The organism is Amycolatopsis sp. N2S4-7, from assembly GCF_058119595.1.
On record NZ_CP172299.1, the window covers coordinates 6840187 to 6856268 of the forward strand.

15 protein-coding genes and 1 tRNA gene are annotated in these 16082 nt (G+C 71.2%); 14 read left to right on the plus strand and 2 right to left on the minus strand.

Annotated features, from left to right (window positions below; all coding sequences use genetic code 11):
* Positions 1 to 75: 75 nt before the first annotated feature.
* Positions 76 to 149 (plus strand) — tRNA-Thr (locus tag ACH54P_RS32430).
* A 682-nt stretch (positions 150 to 831) separates the two neighbouring features.
* On the opposite strand, the gene ACH54P_RS32435 is transcribed toward ACH54P_RS32430, so the two are convergent.
* Positions 832 to 1287, minus strand: a complete 456-nt coding sequence (locus ACH54P_RS32435) for a GreA/GreB family elongation factor (protein WP_489907116.1) — start codon at positions 1285 to 1287, stop codon at positions 832 to 834.
* Positions 1288 to 1409: 122 nt separating this feature from the next.
* Between ACH54P_RS32435 and ACH54P_RS32440 the strand changes: the two genes are divergently transcribed.
* The 7 genes from ACH54P_RS32440 (at position 1410) to ACH54P_RS32470 (ending at position 8001) form a co-directional block, all read left to right on the plus strand.
* Positions 1410 to 1997: a TetR/AcrR family transcriptional regulator gene (locus ACH54P_RS32440; RefSeq protein ID WP_489907117.1), complete on the plus strand. Its 588-nt coding sequence runs from the start codon at positions 1410 to 1412 to the stop codon at positions 1995 to 1997.
* Positions 1998 to 2105: 108 nt separating this feature from the next.
* On the plus strand, positions 2106 to 3311 hold the full coding sequence (locus tag ACH54P_RS32445) for a M14 family metallopeptidase (protein ID WP_489916754.1): 1206 nt from the start codon (positions 2106 to 2108) through the stop codon (positions 3309 to 3311).
* A 93-nt stretch (positions 3312 to 3404) separates the two neighbouring features.
* Positions 3405 to 3923, plus strand: a complete 519-nt coding sequence (locus tag ACH54P_RS32450) for a gamma carbonic anhydrase family protein (protein WP_285986984.1) — start codon at positions 3405 to 3407, stop codon at positions 3921 to 3923.
* Between the two features lie 33 nt (positions 3924 to 3956).
* Entirely contained in the window at positions 3957 to 4379 is a 423-nt protein-coding gene (gene rplK, locus ACH54P_RS32455; RefSeq protein ID WP_489907118.1) for a 50S ribosomal protein L11, read from the plus strand.
* Position 4380: 1 nt separating this feature from the next.
* A complete protein-coding gene (locus tag ACH54P_RS32460; RefSeq protein WP_489907119.1) occupies positions 4381 to 4785 on the plus strand; it encodes a hypothetical protein in 405 nt (134 codons plus the stop codon).
* A gap of 112 nt (positions 4786 to 4897) precedes the next feature.
* Positions 4898 to 6166 (plus strand): serine hydroxymethyltransferase, encoded by a 1269-nt coding sequence (glyA, locus tag ACH54P_RS32465; protein WP_489907120.1) that lies wholly within the window; start codon positions 4898 to 4900, stop codon positions 6164 to 6166.
* Between the two features lie 179 nt (positions 6167 to 6345).
* Positions 6346 to 8001, plus strand: coding sequence for an MDR family MFS transporter (locus ACH54P_RS32470; RefSeq protein WP_489907121.1), 1656 nt, complete (start codon positions 6346 to 6348; stop codon positions 7999 to 8001).
* A gap of 50 nt (positions 8002 to 8051) precedes the next feature.
* On the opposite strand, the gene ACH54P_RS32475 is transcribed toward ACH54P_RS32470, so the two are convergent.
* Positions 8052 to 8564: an inorganic diphosphatase gene (locus ACH54P_RS32475; protein WP_004559896.1), complete on the minus strand. Its 513-nt coding sequence runs from the start codon at positions 8562 to 8564 to the stop codon at positions 8052 to 8054.
* Between the two features lie 176 nt (positions 8565 to 8740).
* Here ACH54P_RS32475 and dacB point away from each other — a divergent pair, with 176 nt between their 5' ends.
* The 6 genes from dacB to ACH54P_RS32505 all read left to right on the plus strand — a co-directional run bounded on the left by dacB (position 8741) and on the right by ACH54P_RS32505 (position 16040).
* The gene (gene dacB, locus ACH54P_RS32480; RefSeq protein ID WP_489907122.1) at positions 8741 to 11329 is read left to right on the plus strand and encodes a D-alanyl-D-alanine carboxypeptidase/D-alanyl-D-alanine endopeptidase; all 2589 of its coding nucleotides are present in this window, start codon (positions 8741 to 8743) and stop codon (positions 11327 to 11329) included.
* 264 nt (positions 11330 to 11593) lie between these two features.
* A complete protein-coding gene (locus ACH54P_RS32485; RefSeq protein ID WP_489916756.1) occupies positions 11594 to 12604 on the plus strand; it encodes a zinc-dependent metalloprotease in 1011 nt (336 codons plus the stop codon).
* Positions 12601 to 13560, plus strand: coding sequence for a tRNA lysidine(34) synthetase TilS (tilS, locus tag ACH54P_RS32490; RefSeq protein WP_489907123.1), 960 nt, complete (start codon positions 12601 to 12603; stop codon positions 13558 to 13560). Before ACH54P_RS32485 ends, tilS begins: the two co-directional genes overlap by 4 nt.
* Before the next feature lie 3 nt (positions 13561 to 13563).
* A complete protein-coding gene (gene hpt, locus ACH54P_RS32495) occupies positions 13564 to 14115 on the plus strand; it encodes a hypoxanthine phosphoribosyltransferase (protein ID WP_086671409.1) in 552 nt (183 codons plus the stop codon).
* 144 nt (positions 14116 to 14259) lie between these two features.
* Positions 14260 to 14625 carry a hypothetical protein gene (locus tag ACH54P_RS32500; protein ID WP_489907125.1) on the plus strand — a complete coding sequence of 122 codons (366 nt, stop codon included), beginning with the start codon at positions 14260 to 14262 and terminating at the stop codon, positions 14623 to 14625.
* A gap of 23 nt (positions 14626 to 14648) precedes the next feature.
* Positions 14649 to 16040, plus strand: coding sequence for a hypothetical protein (locus ACH54P_RS32505; protein WP_489907126.1), 1392 nt, complete (start codon positions 14649 to 14651; stop codon positions 16038 to 16040).
* Positions 16041 to 16082: the final 42 nt, after the last annotated feature.

Genomic DNA, 16082 nt, shown 5'->3' on the forward strand with positions numbered 1-16082 from the left:
CGACGGTCCCCCCGGAAAGTGACGGTGACAGCCTCCGCTACACTTGTCGTCGTCGCCAGCGCGAGCCGGAGACATGCCGCCTTAGCTCAGTCGGCCAGAGCGATTCACTCGTAATGAATAGGTCAGGGGTTCGATTCCCCTAGGCGGCTCCGCAGGTCAGGCCCCATCCGAGACACCTCGGGTGGGGCCTGACTCGTCTGGTGGGTGGCAAAGTGAGTGACTTCGGCGGCGAAAAAGTTCCGCAGGTTCACCCGTCACGGGGAAGATCCGGTTCATCGCGGTCGCCTCGACGCGAGACCAGCGGCTTTGGAGCCCCGTAGGGCCCGTGCGGGCGAATTAGGGGGTACCTCGTCCGCACGGGGCCGCTACGGCGGCCGACGACGTTGGCGTCTGGTCCCGCGAAGCAGTTCGAGCAGCCGGATCGCGTGTCTGCGACCTGGCTCGTCTGCCCTCAAAGACCAGACGATCACGATCAACTGCGTCACGTACCGGACGACCAGTGCCGTCCCCACAATCCCACTGACCTGAACGATTTCGCTGGTCACCGACGTGACGCCTCGCTCTCCTGGATCGCCGACCCGAAGGTCTGCCCTGATGGCGGGGGTGCCGAGGCCGTGGTGGGGCCTCGGCACCCCACCCCCTTGCTCAGGGATTCCGTGAGAGCTGAAGTCGCTCAGTGTGGAGTTGTAAGCCTCTCCAGCATGTCCCGGCTCGGGTGGTGGCGCAAGCACACCAAGACCGCTGGGTTTCGTCCGAGGATCCGCCCGTCCGGGTCAACGCCGGGACGACGAAGGCCCCCGGCTCGTGGCTGGGGGCCTTCGTCGACGGGTCTTACTTCGGTGGGGTCAGCTTCACCACCGTGGCCTTCGCGTCGCCGCGGGGGGTTCGGTAGGTGATCTCGTCGCCGGCCTTGCGGCCGACCAGGGCCAGGCCCAGGGGGCTGTCCGAGGTGATCGCGTCGGCGTCCTCGCCCGGGACCGTCACCACCTGGAACGTCTCTTCGTCGCCGTCGGAGAAGCGGAGGGTCACCGATGTGCCGTCCGGGAGCTGGGCGTTGCCGTAGCCGCCGTGTTCCATCTTCGCGGCCAGATCGGCGATCTGGCGGTCCAGCCGGGCGGCGGCTTCCGCACGGTCGATCACGTCCGCCTGGTCCGCCGCGTCCCCGGTGCGTTCCTGCTCGCCGGGTTGCGGCGCGAGGGCTTCCCGTTGCGCGCGCAGGTTCGCGATTTCCTTCTCCAGCTGGCTGCGCGCAGCCGGGCTGAGCCCCTTGTCCCCTGAGATCACCATGCGCGCATTGTCCGCTGCGCGGACCGGGGTGGCCAATCCGGTTTTTCACCCGGAGGCCACCCACAGGACGTCTGCCCTAGGATTCGGGGCTGCCGCCCAGGAAGAAGGTAACGAGAATCACCGTGAGCGCAGTCCCCGGTCGCAGCGAGCGGCTCTCTCCCAACCAGCTCGCCAAGCAGAAACAGATCGTCGAAGCCGCCCGGGTCGTCCTCGCGCGCGACGGGCTCGCCGGGTGCACCGTCCGGGCCATCGCGGACGCCGGGCCGCTCACCAAGAGCGCGATCCACTACTACTTCGCCGACATCGACGTCCTCATCGACCGGGCGATGGCCGCGCACATCACCGCCTTCGCCGCGGGGCTGCGCGAGGTCGCCGCGAAGCACGACGAGCCGCGCGAGCGCCTGTTCGCCGTCCTCGAGGAGTACCTGCGCGTCTTCGCCGCGAACCCCAACGCGGCCTTCCTCTGGTTCGAGTACTGGATCGCGGCCGGGCGGGCGCAGCACCCGCAGGCCATCGACGTCATGCTCACGTCCCTCACCGAGCTGCTCGCCGAGCTCCTCGCCCCGCTCGACGTCGACGACCCGCGGGCCCGGGCCCGCGCGCTGCTGTCGTACCTGCTGGGCACGGTCGTCCAGCAGCGGGTGCGCCCGCGGCCGTTCGCCACGCTGCGTGCCGACATCGAGGCGCTCTGCTTCGCGAACTACGGCTAGAAACACCCAATAGATCCGTACTGCTACGGATTGTGCGTTACGTCCGGCTCCGGCGAAGGTCGAGGAACCCCCCCGAGAGCAGGAGACGTGATGCGCACACGAACGTGCATGGCGGCGGCGGTGGCCGCCCTCTTGGTGCTCGCCGTCGGCGGTCAGGCCGGCGCGGCCCAGCCCGACGGACCCCAGGTGTACGAGGTGACCGGCACCGGCACCGCCCAGCAGCGCACCGAGGTCGCCCGGACCGGCGCGGACATCCTCGACGCCCAGGGCGCGACGACCACGGTCATCGCCAACCCGGCCGAAGCGGCCCAGCTGCGCGCGCTCGGCTTCGGCGTCAAGGCGCTCGGCAAGGTGAACCGGCCGCAGGGCACCGAGACCGTCGAGGACTTCCCCGCCGGCTACACCGGCTACCACACCTACGCCGAGACGCAGACCGAGCTGCAGAAGGCCGTCGCGAACTACCCCACGCTCACGAAGCTCGGCAGCGCCGGCAGCTCATACGAGGGCCGCGCCCTGTCGATGCTCAAGATCAGCGACAACGCCGGCACCGACGAGAACGAGCCCGAGGTCCTCTTCACCTGCAACCAGCACGCCCGCGAGCACCTCACCACCGAGATGTGCCTCCACATCGTGCAGCGGCTGACCAGCGGGTACGCGACGGACAGCGCGATCAAGCGGCTGGTCGACAGCACCGAGATCTGGGTGATCCCCAGCGTCAACCCGGACGGCTCCGAGTACGACATCTCCGGCGGCACGTTCCACAGCTGGCGCAAGAACCGCCAGGGCAGCGGCACCGACCCCAACCGCAACTGGGGCTACAAGTGGGGCTGCTGCGGCGGCTCGTCGAGCTCGCCGTCCAGTGAGACCTACCGCGGCACGGCGGCGTTCTCCGCGCCCGAGACCCGCGCCGTCTCGAACTGGGTGAACTCGCGGGTCGTCGGCGGCGTCCAGCAGATCAAGACGCACATCGACTTCCACACCTACTCCGAGCTGGTGCTCTGGCCGTTCGGCTACACCTACGCCGACACCGCGCCGGGCCTGACCGCGGCCGAGGCGCAGAAGTTCCAGTCGCTCGGCAGGCAGATGGCCGCGACCAACGGCTACACGCCGGAGCAGTCCAGCGACCTCTACATCACCGACGGCAGCGTCAACGACTGGATGTGGGCGAACCACAAGATCTGGAGCTTCACCTTCGAGATGTACCCGAAGGGCAGCAGCCCGGGCTTCTACCCGCGCGACACCCAGATCGTCCCGCAGACGACGCGCAACGACCAGGCCGTGGACATCATCATCAACGCGGCGATCACCGGCTGACCCCATGGTGCTTTCCGGGGGTTCCGGGTGGCGGAGCCCCGGCCCGAGGCGAAGCCTCGGATGTCACGGCGGGGCGCGGTCTAGGGTGCGGGCATGCCTCTGTTCTCGTTCGAAGGGCTCAGCCCGCAGGTCCACCCGGATGCCTGGATCGCGCCCACCGCCACCCTCATCGGCGACGTCGTCGTCGAGAAGGACGCCTCGGTCTGGTTCGGTGCGGTGATCCGGGCCGACTTCGGCCGGATCGTCATCCGGGAGGGCGCCAACATCCAGGACAACTCGGTGATCCACGTCAACGACGGCGTCTGCGAGGTCGGCAAGAACGTCACCGTGGGCCACCAGTGCCTGGTGCACGACTGCACGATCGAGGAGCAGGCGCTGATCGGCAACGGCTCGACCGTGCTCGACAAGGCGAAGATCGGCGCGCGGGCGCTCGTCGCGGCCGGCGCGACCGTCACGCCCGCGACGGAGGTCCCGCCGGAGGTCATCGCGATGGGCAGCCCGGCGAAGAAGTTCGTGCCGCTGACCGACTCGGCGCGGATGTGGGTCGAGCACAACGCGGCGATCTACCAGGAGCTGGCGCGTCGGCACCGGGCGGGCACAAAACCGGTTTGACCCTCCAGTAACTGGAGACCCTAACTTCGGGGCATGGCTCCGAAGAAACTCACCCACCAGGTCACCCTGGAACTCACCGCGGGCAACGCCCCGGTCGTCGACCTCGGCAAGATGCTGGGGCAGACCGGGGTCAACCTGGTCGAGATCAAGAAGGCCTACGACGCGGCGACGGCGGCCCAGCGCGGCGACATCGTGCCGGTGGTCGTCTCCGTGTTCGAGGACCGCTCGTTCGCGCTCCGGCTCAAGACGCCGCCGACGTCGTTCCTGATCAAGAAGGCGTTGGGGGACAAGGGATCGGCGCGCCCGGGGCACGAGGTCGCCGGGAAGCTGACGAAGGACCAGCTGCGCGAAATCGCCGAGCGCAAGCTGCCGGACCTGAACACCGCGGACGTCGAGGCGGCGATGCGCACGATCGCGGGCACGGCCCGTTCGATGGGCGTCGCGGTCGTGGACTGAAGTGCGCAAGCACGCGGTGGTGCCGCCGTTCCACGCGCTGGACCCCGAGCTCGGGGTCGCGGAACGGTTGCTGCGCCAGGGAAATCCGCGGTTGTGCGAAATCGTCGCGCAGCTTCCCGGCGAACACGCGGCCGCGCGCCGCCTCAACGCCGTGCTGGCGGAGGCCGGGGCGCGGCCGCGGCTCGTCGACACGGGCGCGGCGTGGCGGATCGTCTACGTGACGACGCGAGCCGGCGAAAGCGAGCTGGCGGCGGGCGCGGCCGGGCTGGCCGAACTGGTCACCGTCGGCGGCTGGCGGCGGGTGAAGCGGTGTGCGACCTGTGCCCGGCCGTTCTGCGACCGCACGTCGGGGTGCACCCGCAAGTGGTGCGCCGAACACCGCCGGGTCTCGAGCGGGGTGGACTAGGCTCTACCGCGCAGCAGCGACTGGCGCCATCGAGGTGGAGCACCACCGGGAAGCGACGACGAGGCCGGCACCGCGCGCCTGGGTGAAGGCCACTCCTGAACCGGAGTACGCCATGACACACCAGCCGAAATTGAACGCACTCGCCGCCGCCGATCCCGCCATCGCCGGGCTCGTGGAGGACGAAGCCAAGCGGCAGCACGACAAGATCCGCCTGATCGCGTCGGAGAACTACGTCTCGCAGGCCGTGCTCGAAGCGACCGGGACCGTGCTCACCAACAAGTACTCCGAGGGGTACGCGGGCAAGCGGTACTACGAGGGACAGCAGTTCATCGACCAGGTCGAGCAGCTCGCCATCGAGCGGGCGAAGGCCGTGTTCGGGGCCGACCACGCGAACGTCCAGCCGTACTCCGGCTCCCCGGCGAACCTGGCCGTGTACCTCGCCTTCGCGCAGCCGGGCGACACCGTGCTCGGCATGGCGCTGCCGGACGGCGGGCACCTCACGCACGGCTGGAGCGTCTCCGCCACCGGCAAGTGGTTCACGCCGGTGCGCTACGGCGTCGCGAAGGAGACCGGCCGCGTCGACCTCGACCAGGTGCGCGACCTCGCGCGTCAGCACCGCCCGAAGCTGATCTTCGCGGGCGGCACGGCGATCCCGCGCACGATCGACTTCCCGGCGTTCGCCGAAATCGCGGCGGAAGTGGACGCGGTGCTCGTCGCCGACATCGCGCACATCGCCGGGCTGGTCGCGGGCGGCGCGCACCCGTCGCCGGTCGGGCACGCGCAGGTGATCACGACAACCACGCACAAGACGCTGCGCGGCCCGCGCGGCGCGATGATCCTTTCGGACGCCGAGCACGCGAAGGCCGTCGACAAGGCCGTGTTCCCCGGCCTGCAGGGCGGCCCGCACAACCACACGACCGCTGCGATCGCGGTCGCCCTCGGGGAGGCGCAGCAGCCGTCGTTCAGCGACTACGCTCACACCATCGTCGCCAACGCGAAGGCCCTCGCGGACGCCCTGCTCGCCAAGGGGTACGACCTGGTCTCCGGCGGCACGGACAACCACCTGCTGCTGATCGACCTGACGAACAAGGCGGTCGCGGGCAAGCCGGCCGCGCAGGCGCTGGACCGCGCGGGCATCGAGCTGAACTACAACACGGTGCCGTTCGACCCGCGCAAGCCGTTCGACCCGTCCGGCATCCGGCTCGGGACGTCCGCGATCACCACCCGCGGCCTCAAGCCGGAGCACCAGCCGCAGGTGGCGGACTGGATCGACCGCACGGTCACCGCGGCCGCCGCGCACGACGAGTCGTCCCTGGACACGATCGCCGCGGAGATCCGCGAGTTCCTGGCCCCGTTCCCCATCCCGGGGTACTCCGCCTGACCACCGGTTCGTGAAGGCCACCTCGAGGACTCCCCTCGAGGTGGCCTTCACGGCGTTCGGGGCCGGGAGACCGGGGTCACAGAATATTTGGTTGCTCGATACAAGCTTCTGCGGAATAGTTGGTCGAAGCAAGTAGTTGAGAGGTACAAGCAACTACGCGGACTTCGAGGGAGACCACCATGAGCGACACCACCACGGCGGAAGGAGCAGCCGCGACAACCGGCAAACTGACCCACCGCCAGATCCTGACCGTGCTGTCCGGGCTGATGCTCGGCATGTTCCTCGCCGCGCTCGACCAGACCATCGTGTCGTCGTCGATGCGCACCATCGCTGACGAGCTCCACGGCCTGTCCCTGCAGGCGTGGGCCACTACCGCCTACCTGATCACCGCGACGCTCTCGACGCCGCTGTACGGCAAGCTGTCCGACCTCTACGGCCGCAAGCCCATGTACCTGACGGCGATCTCGCTGTTCCTGGTCGGCTCGCTGGCCAGCGGCATGGCGACGTCGATGTACGAGCTCGCCGCGTTCCGCGCCTTCCAGGGCCTCGGCGCCGGCGGCCTGATGTCGCTCGCGCTGGCGATCATCACCGACATCACCGCGCCGCGTGAGCGCAGCAAGTACCAGGGCTACTTCATGGCGGTGTTCGGCATCTCGAGCGTCGCGGGCCCGGTCGTCGGCGGCTTCTTCGCCGGCATCGACACCTTCGCCGGCATCACCGGCTGGCGCTGGGTCTTCCTGGTCAACGTCCCGATCGCGCTGGCCGCGCTGGTCGTCGTGACGAAGGTGCTGAACCTCCCGCACAGCCGCGTGGACCAGAAGGTCGACTACTGGGGTGCCGTGGCGCTGGCCGTCGGCCTGGTGCCGCTGCTGGTCGTCGCCGAGCAGGGCCGCGAGTGGGGCTGGGGCTCGGCCGCGTCGATCGCGATGTACGTCGTCGGCGCGCTCGGCGTGACCGCCTTCGTGTGGATCGAACGCCGGATGGGCGACGCCGCCCTGCTGCCGCTGCGCCTGTTCCGGCGGTCCGTGTTCCGGATGTCGACGATCGTCACGGTCGTGCAGGGCGCCGGGATGTTCGGCGCGATGATGTCGCTGCCGCTGTACCTGCAGATCGTCAAGGGCGCGACGCCGACCCAGGCCGGCCTGCAGATGCTCCCGCTGACGCTGGGCATCATGAGCGCGAGCATGACCAGCGGCCGGCTCATCTCGAAGACCGGGCGCTACAAGATGTTCGCGGTGGCCGGGATCGGCCTGATGGCGGCGGCGCTGTTCGCGCTGTCGACGATCACCGTCGACACCTCGCTGGCGCTGGTCATGGTGATCGCCTTCGTGATCGGCCTGGGCCTCGGCGCCTCGATGCAGACGCTGGTGCTGGCCGCGACCAACGACGTCCGCCCGCAGGACATCGGCGTCGCCACCTCGGCGGCGACCTTCTTCCGGCAGATCGGCGGCACGGCGGGCACCGCGGTGTTCCTGTCGATCCTGTTCGGCACGGTCGGCGACCGGATCGCGAACGCCATCCGCTCGGCGATGACCACGCCGGCCTACGTGACGGCGCTGGCGCAGCACCCGGAGTTCGCCCAGCGGATGCAGAGCGGCCTGGACGTCAACGACACGTCGTTCCTGTCCACCCTCGACCCGACGCTGGCCCGGCCGATCCTGCAGGGCTTCGCCGACTCGATGAGCACGGTGTTCCTGGTCGGCGGGATCGTGCTGACCGTCGGCTTCGCGCTGGTGTGGTTCCTCAAGGAGACGCCGCTGTCGGACAAGTCGGCGATGCAGCAGCGCGCGGAGGCCGAAGAGGACGGCGTCCCCGCCCTCGCCCTGGCGCACTGACGACGTGAAAAGGCCCCCTCGGGAAACTCCCGAGGGGGCCTTTTCGCTGCTCAGTGGCCGCCGTTGGCTTCTTCCTTCGCCAAGCGGTCGGTCTCGCGCTCGTAGGAGCGGGCGATCTCGTTCTCGGCCTCGGCGCGGCCGACCCAGCTCGAGCCTTCGACGCTCTTGCCGGGCTCCAGGTCCTTGTAGACCTCGAAGAAGTGCTGGATCTCCAGCTTGTGGAACTCGTTCAGGTGGTGGATGTCGCGCAGGTGCTCGAGGCGCGGGTCGTTCGTCGGGACCGCGAGGACCTTGTCGTCCGGGCCCTTCTCGTCGGTCATCCGGAACATGCCGATCGCGCGGCAGCGGATCAGGCAGCCGGGGAACGTCGGCTCCTGCACGAGGACGAGCACGTCGAGCGGGTCGCCGTCCTGGCCGAGCGTGTCGTCGATGAAGCCGTAGTCGGCCGGGTACTGCGTGGCCGTGAACAGGGTCCGGTCCAGCTTGATGCGGCCGGTCTTGTGGTCGACCTCGTACTTGTTGCGCTCCCCCTTGGGGATTTCGATCGTGACGTCGAACTCCACGCCTGTCCTCGCTGCTTCTTCATAGGTCCCGGCATGCCACGCGTCGCGGGCGGCAACCTTCATGACTGTCTTGACGTCTCCTAGTGTGGACTACGCCCTGCCGCGGGGCCGCATCGATGTCGGCCTCACGGCATGTGAGCTTGGCCCCTCCCGGGGCAGGTGAGAAGGAGTGGTGGGTGCCGGAAAACGACCAGCCGATGTGGCCTTCGTCGGACGAAGACCGCTCGTCGTCCGGGGCGCGGAAGACCACTCCGATGTCGCTGCCCGACCCGCCGGCGGCCGCTTCGAACCGGCCAGGGGTGCCCAAGGTCACAGGCAGCGAGGCCCCCGAGGGCGGGTGGTTCGCGCCGAATGTCGCGCCCGAGCCGATCCCGGGTCTCAACGCGCCCGCGGAGGAGCCGACGCCGCCGTCCGCGCCCAGCCCGGCCAAGCAGGACCTCGCCGACCGGCTCGGCAGCCGAGAGCCGAAGCGGCCGCCGGCGGAGCAGCCCGCCGGGCCGGAGTCCGCCGAGGGCACCCAGTACATCCAGGTGGAGCAGCCTGAGCCGAAGGCGGCCGAGGGCACGCAGTACATGCGGGTGGAGCAGCCCGAGACCGAGCCAGCCGAGTCGAAGCCGGCCGAGGGCACGCAGTACATCCAGGTGGAGCAGCCTGAGCCCAAGCCGACCGAGCCGAAGGCGGCCGAGGGCACGCAGTACATCCAGGTGGAACAGCCCGCGCCGAAGCCTGCCGAGCCGAAGCCTGCCGAGCCGAAGGCCACCGAGGCGAAGCCCGCGGCGTCGGGTGCGGAGAGCACGCAGTTCATCCAGAAGGCCGAACAGCCGTCGGCGGAGCAGGGCACCGAGCACATGGCGCCGGTGCGGTCCGAGCAGGCGCCGTGGGTGCCGGTGGAGCGCAACGTCTGGCCCGCCGAGCAGCCGGAACGCCACGAGGAGCCGGCCGGGGAGCCGAAGCAGCAGTGGCGGGAAGAGCTGCAGATGTGGCGCGAGGAGCAGCAGCGCCGCGAAGAGCAGCTGAAGCGTCGCGACGAACCGCCGCAGCGGCTGGAGGAACCCCAGCAGCGCGTCGAGGAGCCGCCGCCCTGGGCGCAGCGCATCGAGGTGCGCGAGAACCGTCCCGGGCTGCCGCCGGAGCCGCCGCGCGGGGTCGTGCCGTCGGCGTCCGCCGGGTCGCTGGCCCGGCCGATGCGGATCGAGCCGGACGGGCAGCGGTTCGACGCCGAGGCGACCGTCGGGATCGAGCGGCCCACCCAGTTCCCCGGCGCCTTCCAGCAGCAGCCCCAGCCGCGGACCGAGCCGCCCCGGAACGAGCCGCCCGCCGAGCCGCCGTCGCCGTCCGCGCCCGAACCGGCGGCGGCCGAGGAGCCGCCGAAGAAGCGGCGCAAGGGCAAGCTGATCGCACTCGTCGTGGTGGTCCTGCTGCTGCTGGCCGGGGGCGGGGTCGCCGCCGCCATGCCGAAGGTGTCGAACCGCCTGGGCCTGCCGTGGGCACCGAACGCGCCGAAGGGCGACAGCCCGGACCCGGCCGCCGCGACGCGTCAGCTGCAGGGGCCGGACACGTCCGGGCAGGCGCCGACGGCGAACGGCGTCAAGTCCGCGCTGGCCCCGGCGGCCGGGAACAACGCACTCGGGCAGCTCAACGGCAGCGTGGTCGACCCGGTGAGCGGGACGACGCTGTGGGACCACGGTGCGTCGACGGCGGTGACACCCGCGTCGACGACGAAGGTGCTCACCTCGGCGGCCGCGCTGCTGACGATGGACCCGAACACGCGGCTGTCGACGAAGATCGTGCAGGGCGCCGACCCGGGCACGGTCATCCTGGTCGGGGGCGGTGACGTCACGCTCACCGCGCTGCCGCTGGGCACCGAATCGCCGCTGTACCCGGGCGCCGCGCACCTCGACAACCTCGTCGCGCAGGTGAAGAAGGCCAATCCCGGCGTCAAGAAGGTGCAGGTCGACCTGAGCCTGTTCAAGGGCGCGACGACGGCCCCGGGCTGGGCCGCGGGCGACGCGCCGTCGACCTTCGCCACGCAGATCGGGTCGGTGATGGCCGACGCCGGGCGCCAGGACCCGAGGAACAACAACTCCCAGCGCGTGCCCAACGCGGGCACCACGCTGGCGGCGACGATCGCGTCGAAGCTGAGCGCGTCGGCGGGCGGCCAGACCACGGCGCCGAAGGACGCGAAGGTGCTCGCCGAGGTCAAGTCGGCCCCGCTGACCGAGCTGGTCTCCGACACGATGGAGCTGTCCGACGACGTCCTCGCCGAGGCCCTCGCGCGGCAGGTGGCGCTGGCCACCGGCCAGGAGGCGAGCTTCGCCGGCGGCGCCGCGGCGACCATCAAGGTGCTCAAGGACCACGGCTTCGACGTCGGCGGCGTCAAGCTGTCCGACGGCAGCGGCATCTCGAGCGAGAACAAGATCCCGGCGAAGCTGCTGACCGAGGTCCTGGCCGCCGCGGCGGCGCCCGACGGCAAGAACCCGAACACGGCCAAGCTGCGCCCGGTGCTGTCCGGCCTCCCGGTGGCCGGCGGCACCGGCACCCTCGCCGACAAGCGGTTCGCCACGCCCGCATCCGAGGCCGGCCGCGGCTGGGTGCGGGCGAAGACGGGCACGCTCACCGGCGTCAACACCCTCGCCGGCCTGGTCCTCGACCAGGACGGCCGGGTGCTGGTGTTCGCGTTCATGTCCAACGGCTCCGACCAGCAGCCCGGCCGGGACGCGATCGACGCCCTCGCGACGAGCCTCCGCAAGTGCGGGTGCTCGTAGCCGCCGAGGCTGGGTGGTGGGTGGGCCGAGGCGGTCGTGCCGCCCGGAGGCGCGAGGCTGCTGCGGGTGCGCCGCTCGTGTTCCGCCGTCGCGGCGGCGGCGCGGTCCGGCGGCCCCCGTCGCGGCCGCACGTCGGCGTGCGCGTCCCGCGCCACGAGCGCGGCGGGGTGCTCGTAGCCGCCGAACCGTACGAAGATCGTGGCCGGAAACCCACCCCGGCCAGGTAGCGTCGGAAGGGTGAGTCAGGAAACCGAGACCCGGCCCATGGTCGACTGGGCGATCGCCGCGCAGACCGGGGCGTTGCTCGTGCGCGGTGGCCCGCAGGTCCCGCGCGAAGAGGCCGACGCGGCCGTCACCGATCTGCGGGAGCTGACCGTCGAGGCCGAGGGGCACGTGCGGCAGCTGACGAACCTGGGGCTCGACCTGCCGCTGCTGCCCGGCGAGGTCGTCGACCGCCCGGGCTGGGTGCGTTCCGCCGCGGCCGGGCTGGACGCGCTGACCGGGCGGGCGCTGCCGCAGCAGGGCGGGCCGTTCGGGCCGATCCTGGCCGGCGGCGCCGGCGTGCAGACCGGGCTGGTGCTCGCGTTCCTGGCCAGCCGCGTGCTCGGCCAGTACGACCCCTTCGGCGGGCCGGACCGGGAAGGCCGGCTGCTGCTCGTCGCGCCGAACGTGGTCGCCGCCGAGCAGGCGATGAACGTCCCCGGCCACGACTTCCGGCTCTGGGTCTGCCTGCACGAGTGCACCCACCGGCTGCAGTTCACCGCGGTCACCTGGCTGCGCGACTACTTCGCCGACGAGGTCGAACGCCTCGTCTCGGGGCTCGCCGGCGGCGGTACGGACAGCCTGTCCGACCTGGTCGGCCGGCTGCCCGAGGCGATCAAGCAGGGCCCGAAGCTGAACCTCGCCGAGCTGCTCCAGTCGCCGAAGGAACGCGCGGTGTTCGACCGGCTGCTGGCGCTCTCGACGCTCCTGGAAGGCCACGCCGACTACGTGATGGACGCCGTCGGCCCGCAGGTCGTGCCGAGCGTCGACACGATCCGCGAGCGGTTCACCGCCCGGCGCAAGGGCGGCGGCGTCTTCGACCGGCTGCTGCGCGCGCTCCTCGGCGTCGACGCGAAGATCCGTCAGTACGAAGAAGGCGCGAAGTTCACGAAGCACGTCGTGGACGCCGTCGGCATGGACGGCTTCAACGCCGTCTGGCGGTCGCCGAACACCCTGCCGTCGCGCGCCGAGATCTCCGACCCGGCCGCGTGGGTCCGGCGCCTGCACGGATGACCGGGACGGCGGTCGCGGCCGTCCGCCGGGCCGTCCGCGCCTTCCTCGAGACGGTCGAAGCGCCGCCCGAGCTGTGCGTCGCGGTCTCCGGCGGCGCCGACTCCCTCGCGCTGGCGGAGGCGGCCGCCCACGTCGGGCACCAGCACGGCCACCGCGTCCGCGCGCTGGTCGTCGACCACGGCCTCCAGGACGGCTCGGCGAAGATCGCGCGCGACGCCGCCGCCGCGGCGAAGGCGCTCGGTGTCGACGAAGCCGAGGTGCGCCGGGCCGACGTCACCGGCCCCGGCGGCCCGGAAGCCGCCGCGCGCAAGGCCCGCTACCGGGCGCTGGCCGGGCACGACCTCGTCCTGCTCGGCCACACCCTCGACGACCAGGCCGAAACGGTCCTGCTCGGGCTCGGCCGCGGCTCGGGCCCCCGCAGCGTCGCCGGGATGCGCCCGCACGACCCGCCGTGGGGCCGTCCGCTGCTCGCCGTCCCGCGCGCCACCACCCGGCAGGCCTGCGCCGAACTCGGCGTCGAGCCGTGGGACGACCCGCACAACGCCGAGCCGCGCTTCACGCGGGTCCGGCTGCGCAGCGAAGTCCTGCCGCTCCTCGAAGACGTCCTCAACGGCGGGGTGGCCGCCGCGCTGGCCCGCACCGCGGCGCAATTGCGTGAGGACAACGAGGCGTTGGACACAGTGGCGGACATGATCTTCACCCGCGCGGGCGGCCCCGAAGGACTGGATGTCGCCGTGCTCGCGGGCGAACCGGCGGCGCTGCGGCGGCGGGTTCTTCGCAGGTGGTTGCTGCAATCGGGTGTGCGCGAGCTCACCGACGCGCACCTCCGCGCAGTCGACGCGCTGGTCGCCCGGTGGCGTGGACAGGGCGGTGTCTGGTTGCCGGGCAACTTGGAGGCGCGCCGGGCGCATGGCAGGCTCTGCCTCACCTCCCAACCCACCACGCGAGGAGAATGACCCGTGTACGAGGGCGAAATCGCCTCCGTGCTCGTCACCGAGCAGCAGATCAAGGACAAGATCACGGAGCTGTCGGCGCAGATCGCCGCCGACTATCCGGCCAACGGGCAGGGCGAACTCCTGCTGGTGGGCGTCCTGAAGGGTGCGGTCATGTTCATGACCGACTTCGCCCGTGCGCTGCCGCTGCCGACGCAGCTGGAATTCATGGCCGTCTCCTCGTACGGCTCGGCGACCTCGTCGTCCGGTGTCGTGCGCATCCTCAAGGACCTCGACCGCGACATCGCCGGCCGGGACGTGCTGATCGTCGAGGACATCGTCGACTCCGGCCTGACCCTGTCGTGGCTGCTGAAGAACCTCGCCAGCCGCAACCCCGCGTCGCTCGAGGTGGTCTCGCTGCTGCGCAAGCCGGAAGCGGTGAAGGTGGACGTGCCGGTCAAGTACATCGGCTTCGACATCCCCAACGAGTTCGTCGTCGGCTACGGCCTCGACTACGCCGAGCGCTACCGGGACCTGCCGTACATCGGGACGCTGGACCCGAAGGTCTACACGGCGTAGTTCACCGACCGTTCACCGCAACTACCGGATTTGCGGAACCCCGGCTTCGTGGATTGCGTCATAGGCTCTGATCACGTGCGTTAACCTATGCGAAGACCATTCGTGCCCGCGGTGACCGGGTCGGGGGAACGGGAGAGAGTGCAGATGGGGAACAGCAGCGCTGCCGACGCGAACGCCTTCAAGGCCGCGGCCGCGGCGGGCCAGGTCGGGATCGACCCCGACGCCGCGCAGACCGTGCTGAACAAGATCCGCACCGGCAAGGACGCGGTCGAAGCCCTGCTCAACGGCGCGGGCACGCTCGCCCAGCCGCCGAAGCTGGGTGACAACCCGGTCGGCAACGCGATGGCCGCCAAGTTCGTCCAGCGCGCGGACGGCGGTGGCGACTCCTACGCCGCCGCCCTGCAGAACCTGCTCGACCAGTACTCCGCCGCCGAGGAGGGCATCGTCACGGCGATGTCCCGGTACCACGAGATCGACCAGGCCGCGGCCGACCCGTTCCGCAAGGCCTGAGTCCAGAGGGGGATTTCGAAGTCATGGCTCCGAACAACAGCGACCAGCCGTCGACCGGTGACCCGGGCTCGCTCGTCCCGCTCGGCGACAACTCGGCGTCGCAGGACATCGTCGCCAGCGCCCGCGGCCGTTCCGACGGCTTCGACATGGGCAGCGACCGCGCGATCGCCAACCCGCCGAACTGGAACGCGCAGGCCAGCCAGCAGCTGTACGAAGGCGCGGTCAACAACAACGACCCCGGCACGGCCGAGACGACCGGGCACGCCTGGGCGCACCACGGCACCGAGCTGAAGCAGGCGTCGGACCACCTCTACAACGCGATCTCCGAGCTGGGCAACGCGTGGGTCGGCCAGGGTGCCGCGGGCGCGCAGGGCGCGCTGGTGGCCATCGCCAACTCCGGCTCGCAGGCGTCCGAGGCCGCGCACACGATGTCCGACCGGCTCGCCCGGCAGGCCGCGGCGGCCGCCGAGGTCAAGAAGATGCCGGCCCCCAAGGACTACGACCCCAAGCAGGCCATGGCGGCCGCGCTGGCGGGTGGCCCGGCGGCGCTGATCGCCGACCAGAAGGCGCAGGCCGACGCCGCCAACGACGTCAAGGCGCAGCAGGTCGCGTTCTTCAACGCCTACACCAAGGCGATGAGCGAGGTCGACAGCTCGACCCCGAGCTTCGGCCCGGAGTCGCTCGGCATGAAGCCGACCGGATCGCACAACTCGATCTCGTTCAACGCGGTCAACTCCGTCGGCAGCGCCGGCCCGGTGCAGGGGCTCTCGGGCGGCGCCGGCGACGCGATCTTCGCCTCCAGCGGTGCCGGCTTCGGCGGCCACGGCGGCGCGTTCGACGCGCAGCACGCGGTCGGCGGTCCGGGCGCGGCGGCCGCCCACGGCGGTGCCGGCTTCGGCCACGACGCGGCCACGCTGGGCAGCGACGCCCCCGGCGGCCCGGGCACGGGCACCGGAACGAGCACCGGGACGGGACACGTCGCCCCGGGCGGCGCGCAGTCCGGTGGCAGCAACCCGCTCAGCAAGATCGGCATGGGCCTGGGCATCGGCGGTGCCGCCGGCGGCCTCGGCGCGCTGGCCTCCCGCGCGCTCGGCAAGGGCAACCGGTCCGGCGCGAAGGCCGACGACACGACAACGGCGTCCTCCGACGGCCAGGCGCAGAGCGCGGCGTCGGCGCAGGCGCCCCAGCAGGGCGTCGTCTCGTCGGCGGGCACGATCGGCGGGCAGACCCCGCCGCCGCCGAACATGGGCGGGATGGGCGGCATGGCTCCGCAGGGCGCCCAGCAGGAGCAGGACGAGGAGCACACGCACGCGTCGTTCCTCATCGAGGCGGACCCGGACGAGGCCTTCGGCGCGAACCAGGCGACCCCGCCGCCGGTCATCGGTGCGTGGTCCGGGGACGACGAAGACCGCTGACCCGAGGCCGGGCGCGCGAGAGCGCGCCCGGCTCGTCCTTTT

Excerpts from the sequence above, each read along its gene's own strand:
- ACH54P_RS32435 (WP_489907116.1), bottom strand. The coding sequence starts at position 1,287 with ATGGTGATCTCAGGGGACAAGGGGCTCAGCCCGGCTGCGCGCAGCCAG.
- ACH54P_RS32445 (WP_489916754.1), top strand. The coding sequence starts at position 2,106 with ATGGCGGCGGCGGTGGCCGCCCTCTTGGTGCTCGCCGTCGGCGGTCAG.
- ACH54P_RS32450 (WP_285986984.1), top strand. The coding sequence starts at position 3,405 with ATGCCTCTGTTCTCGTTCGAAGGGCTCAGCCCGCAGGTCCACCCGGAT.
- rplK (WP_489907118.1), top strand. The coding sequence starts at position 3,957 with ATGGCTCCGAAGAAACTCACCCACCAGGTCACCCTGGAACTCACCGCG.
- glyA (WP_489907120.1), top strand. The coding sequence starts at position 4,898 with ATGACACACCAGCCGAAATTGAACGCACTCGCCGCCGCCGATCCCGCC.
- ACH54P_RS32470 (WP_489907121.1), top strand. The coding sequence starts at position 6,346 with ATGAGCGACACCACCACGGCGGAAGGAGCAGCCGCGACAACCGGCAAA.
- ACH54P_RS32485 (WP_489916756.1), top strand. The coding sequence starts at position 11,594 with ATGGTCGACTGGGCGATCGCCGCGCAGACCGGGGCGTTGCTCGTGCGC.
- tilS (WP_489907123.1), top strand. The coding sequence starts at position 12,601 with ATGACCGGGACGGCGGTCGCGGCCGTCCGCCGGGCCGTCCGCGCCTTC.
- ACH54P_RS32500 (WP_489907125.1), top strand. The coding sequence starts at position 14,260 with ATGGGGAACAGCAGCGCTGCCGACGCGAACGCCTTCAAGGCCGCGGCC.
- ACH54P_RS32505 (WP_489907126.1), top strand. The coding sequence starts at position 14,649 with ATGGCTCCGAACAACAGCGACCAGCCGTCGACCGGTGACCCGGGCTCG.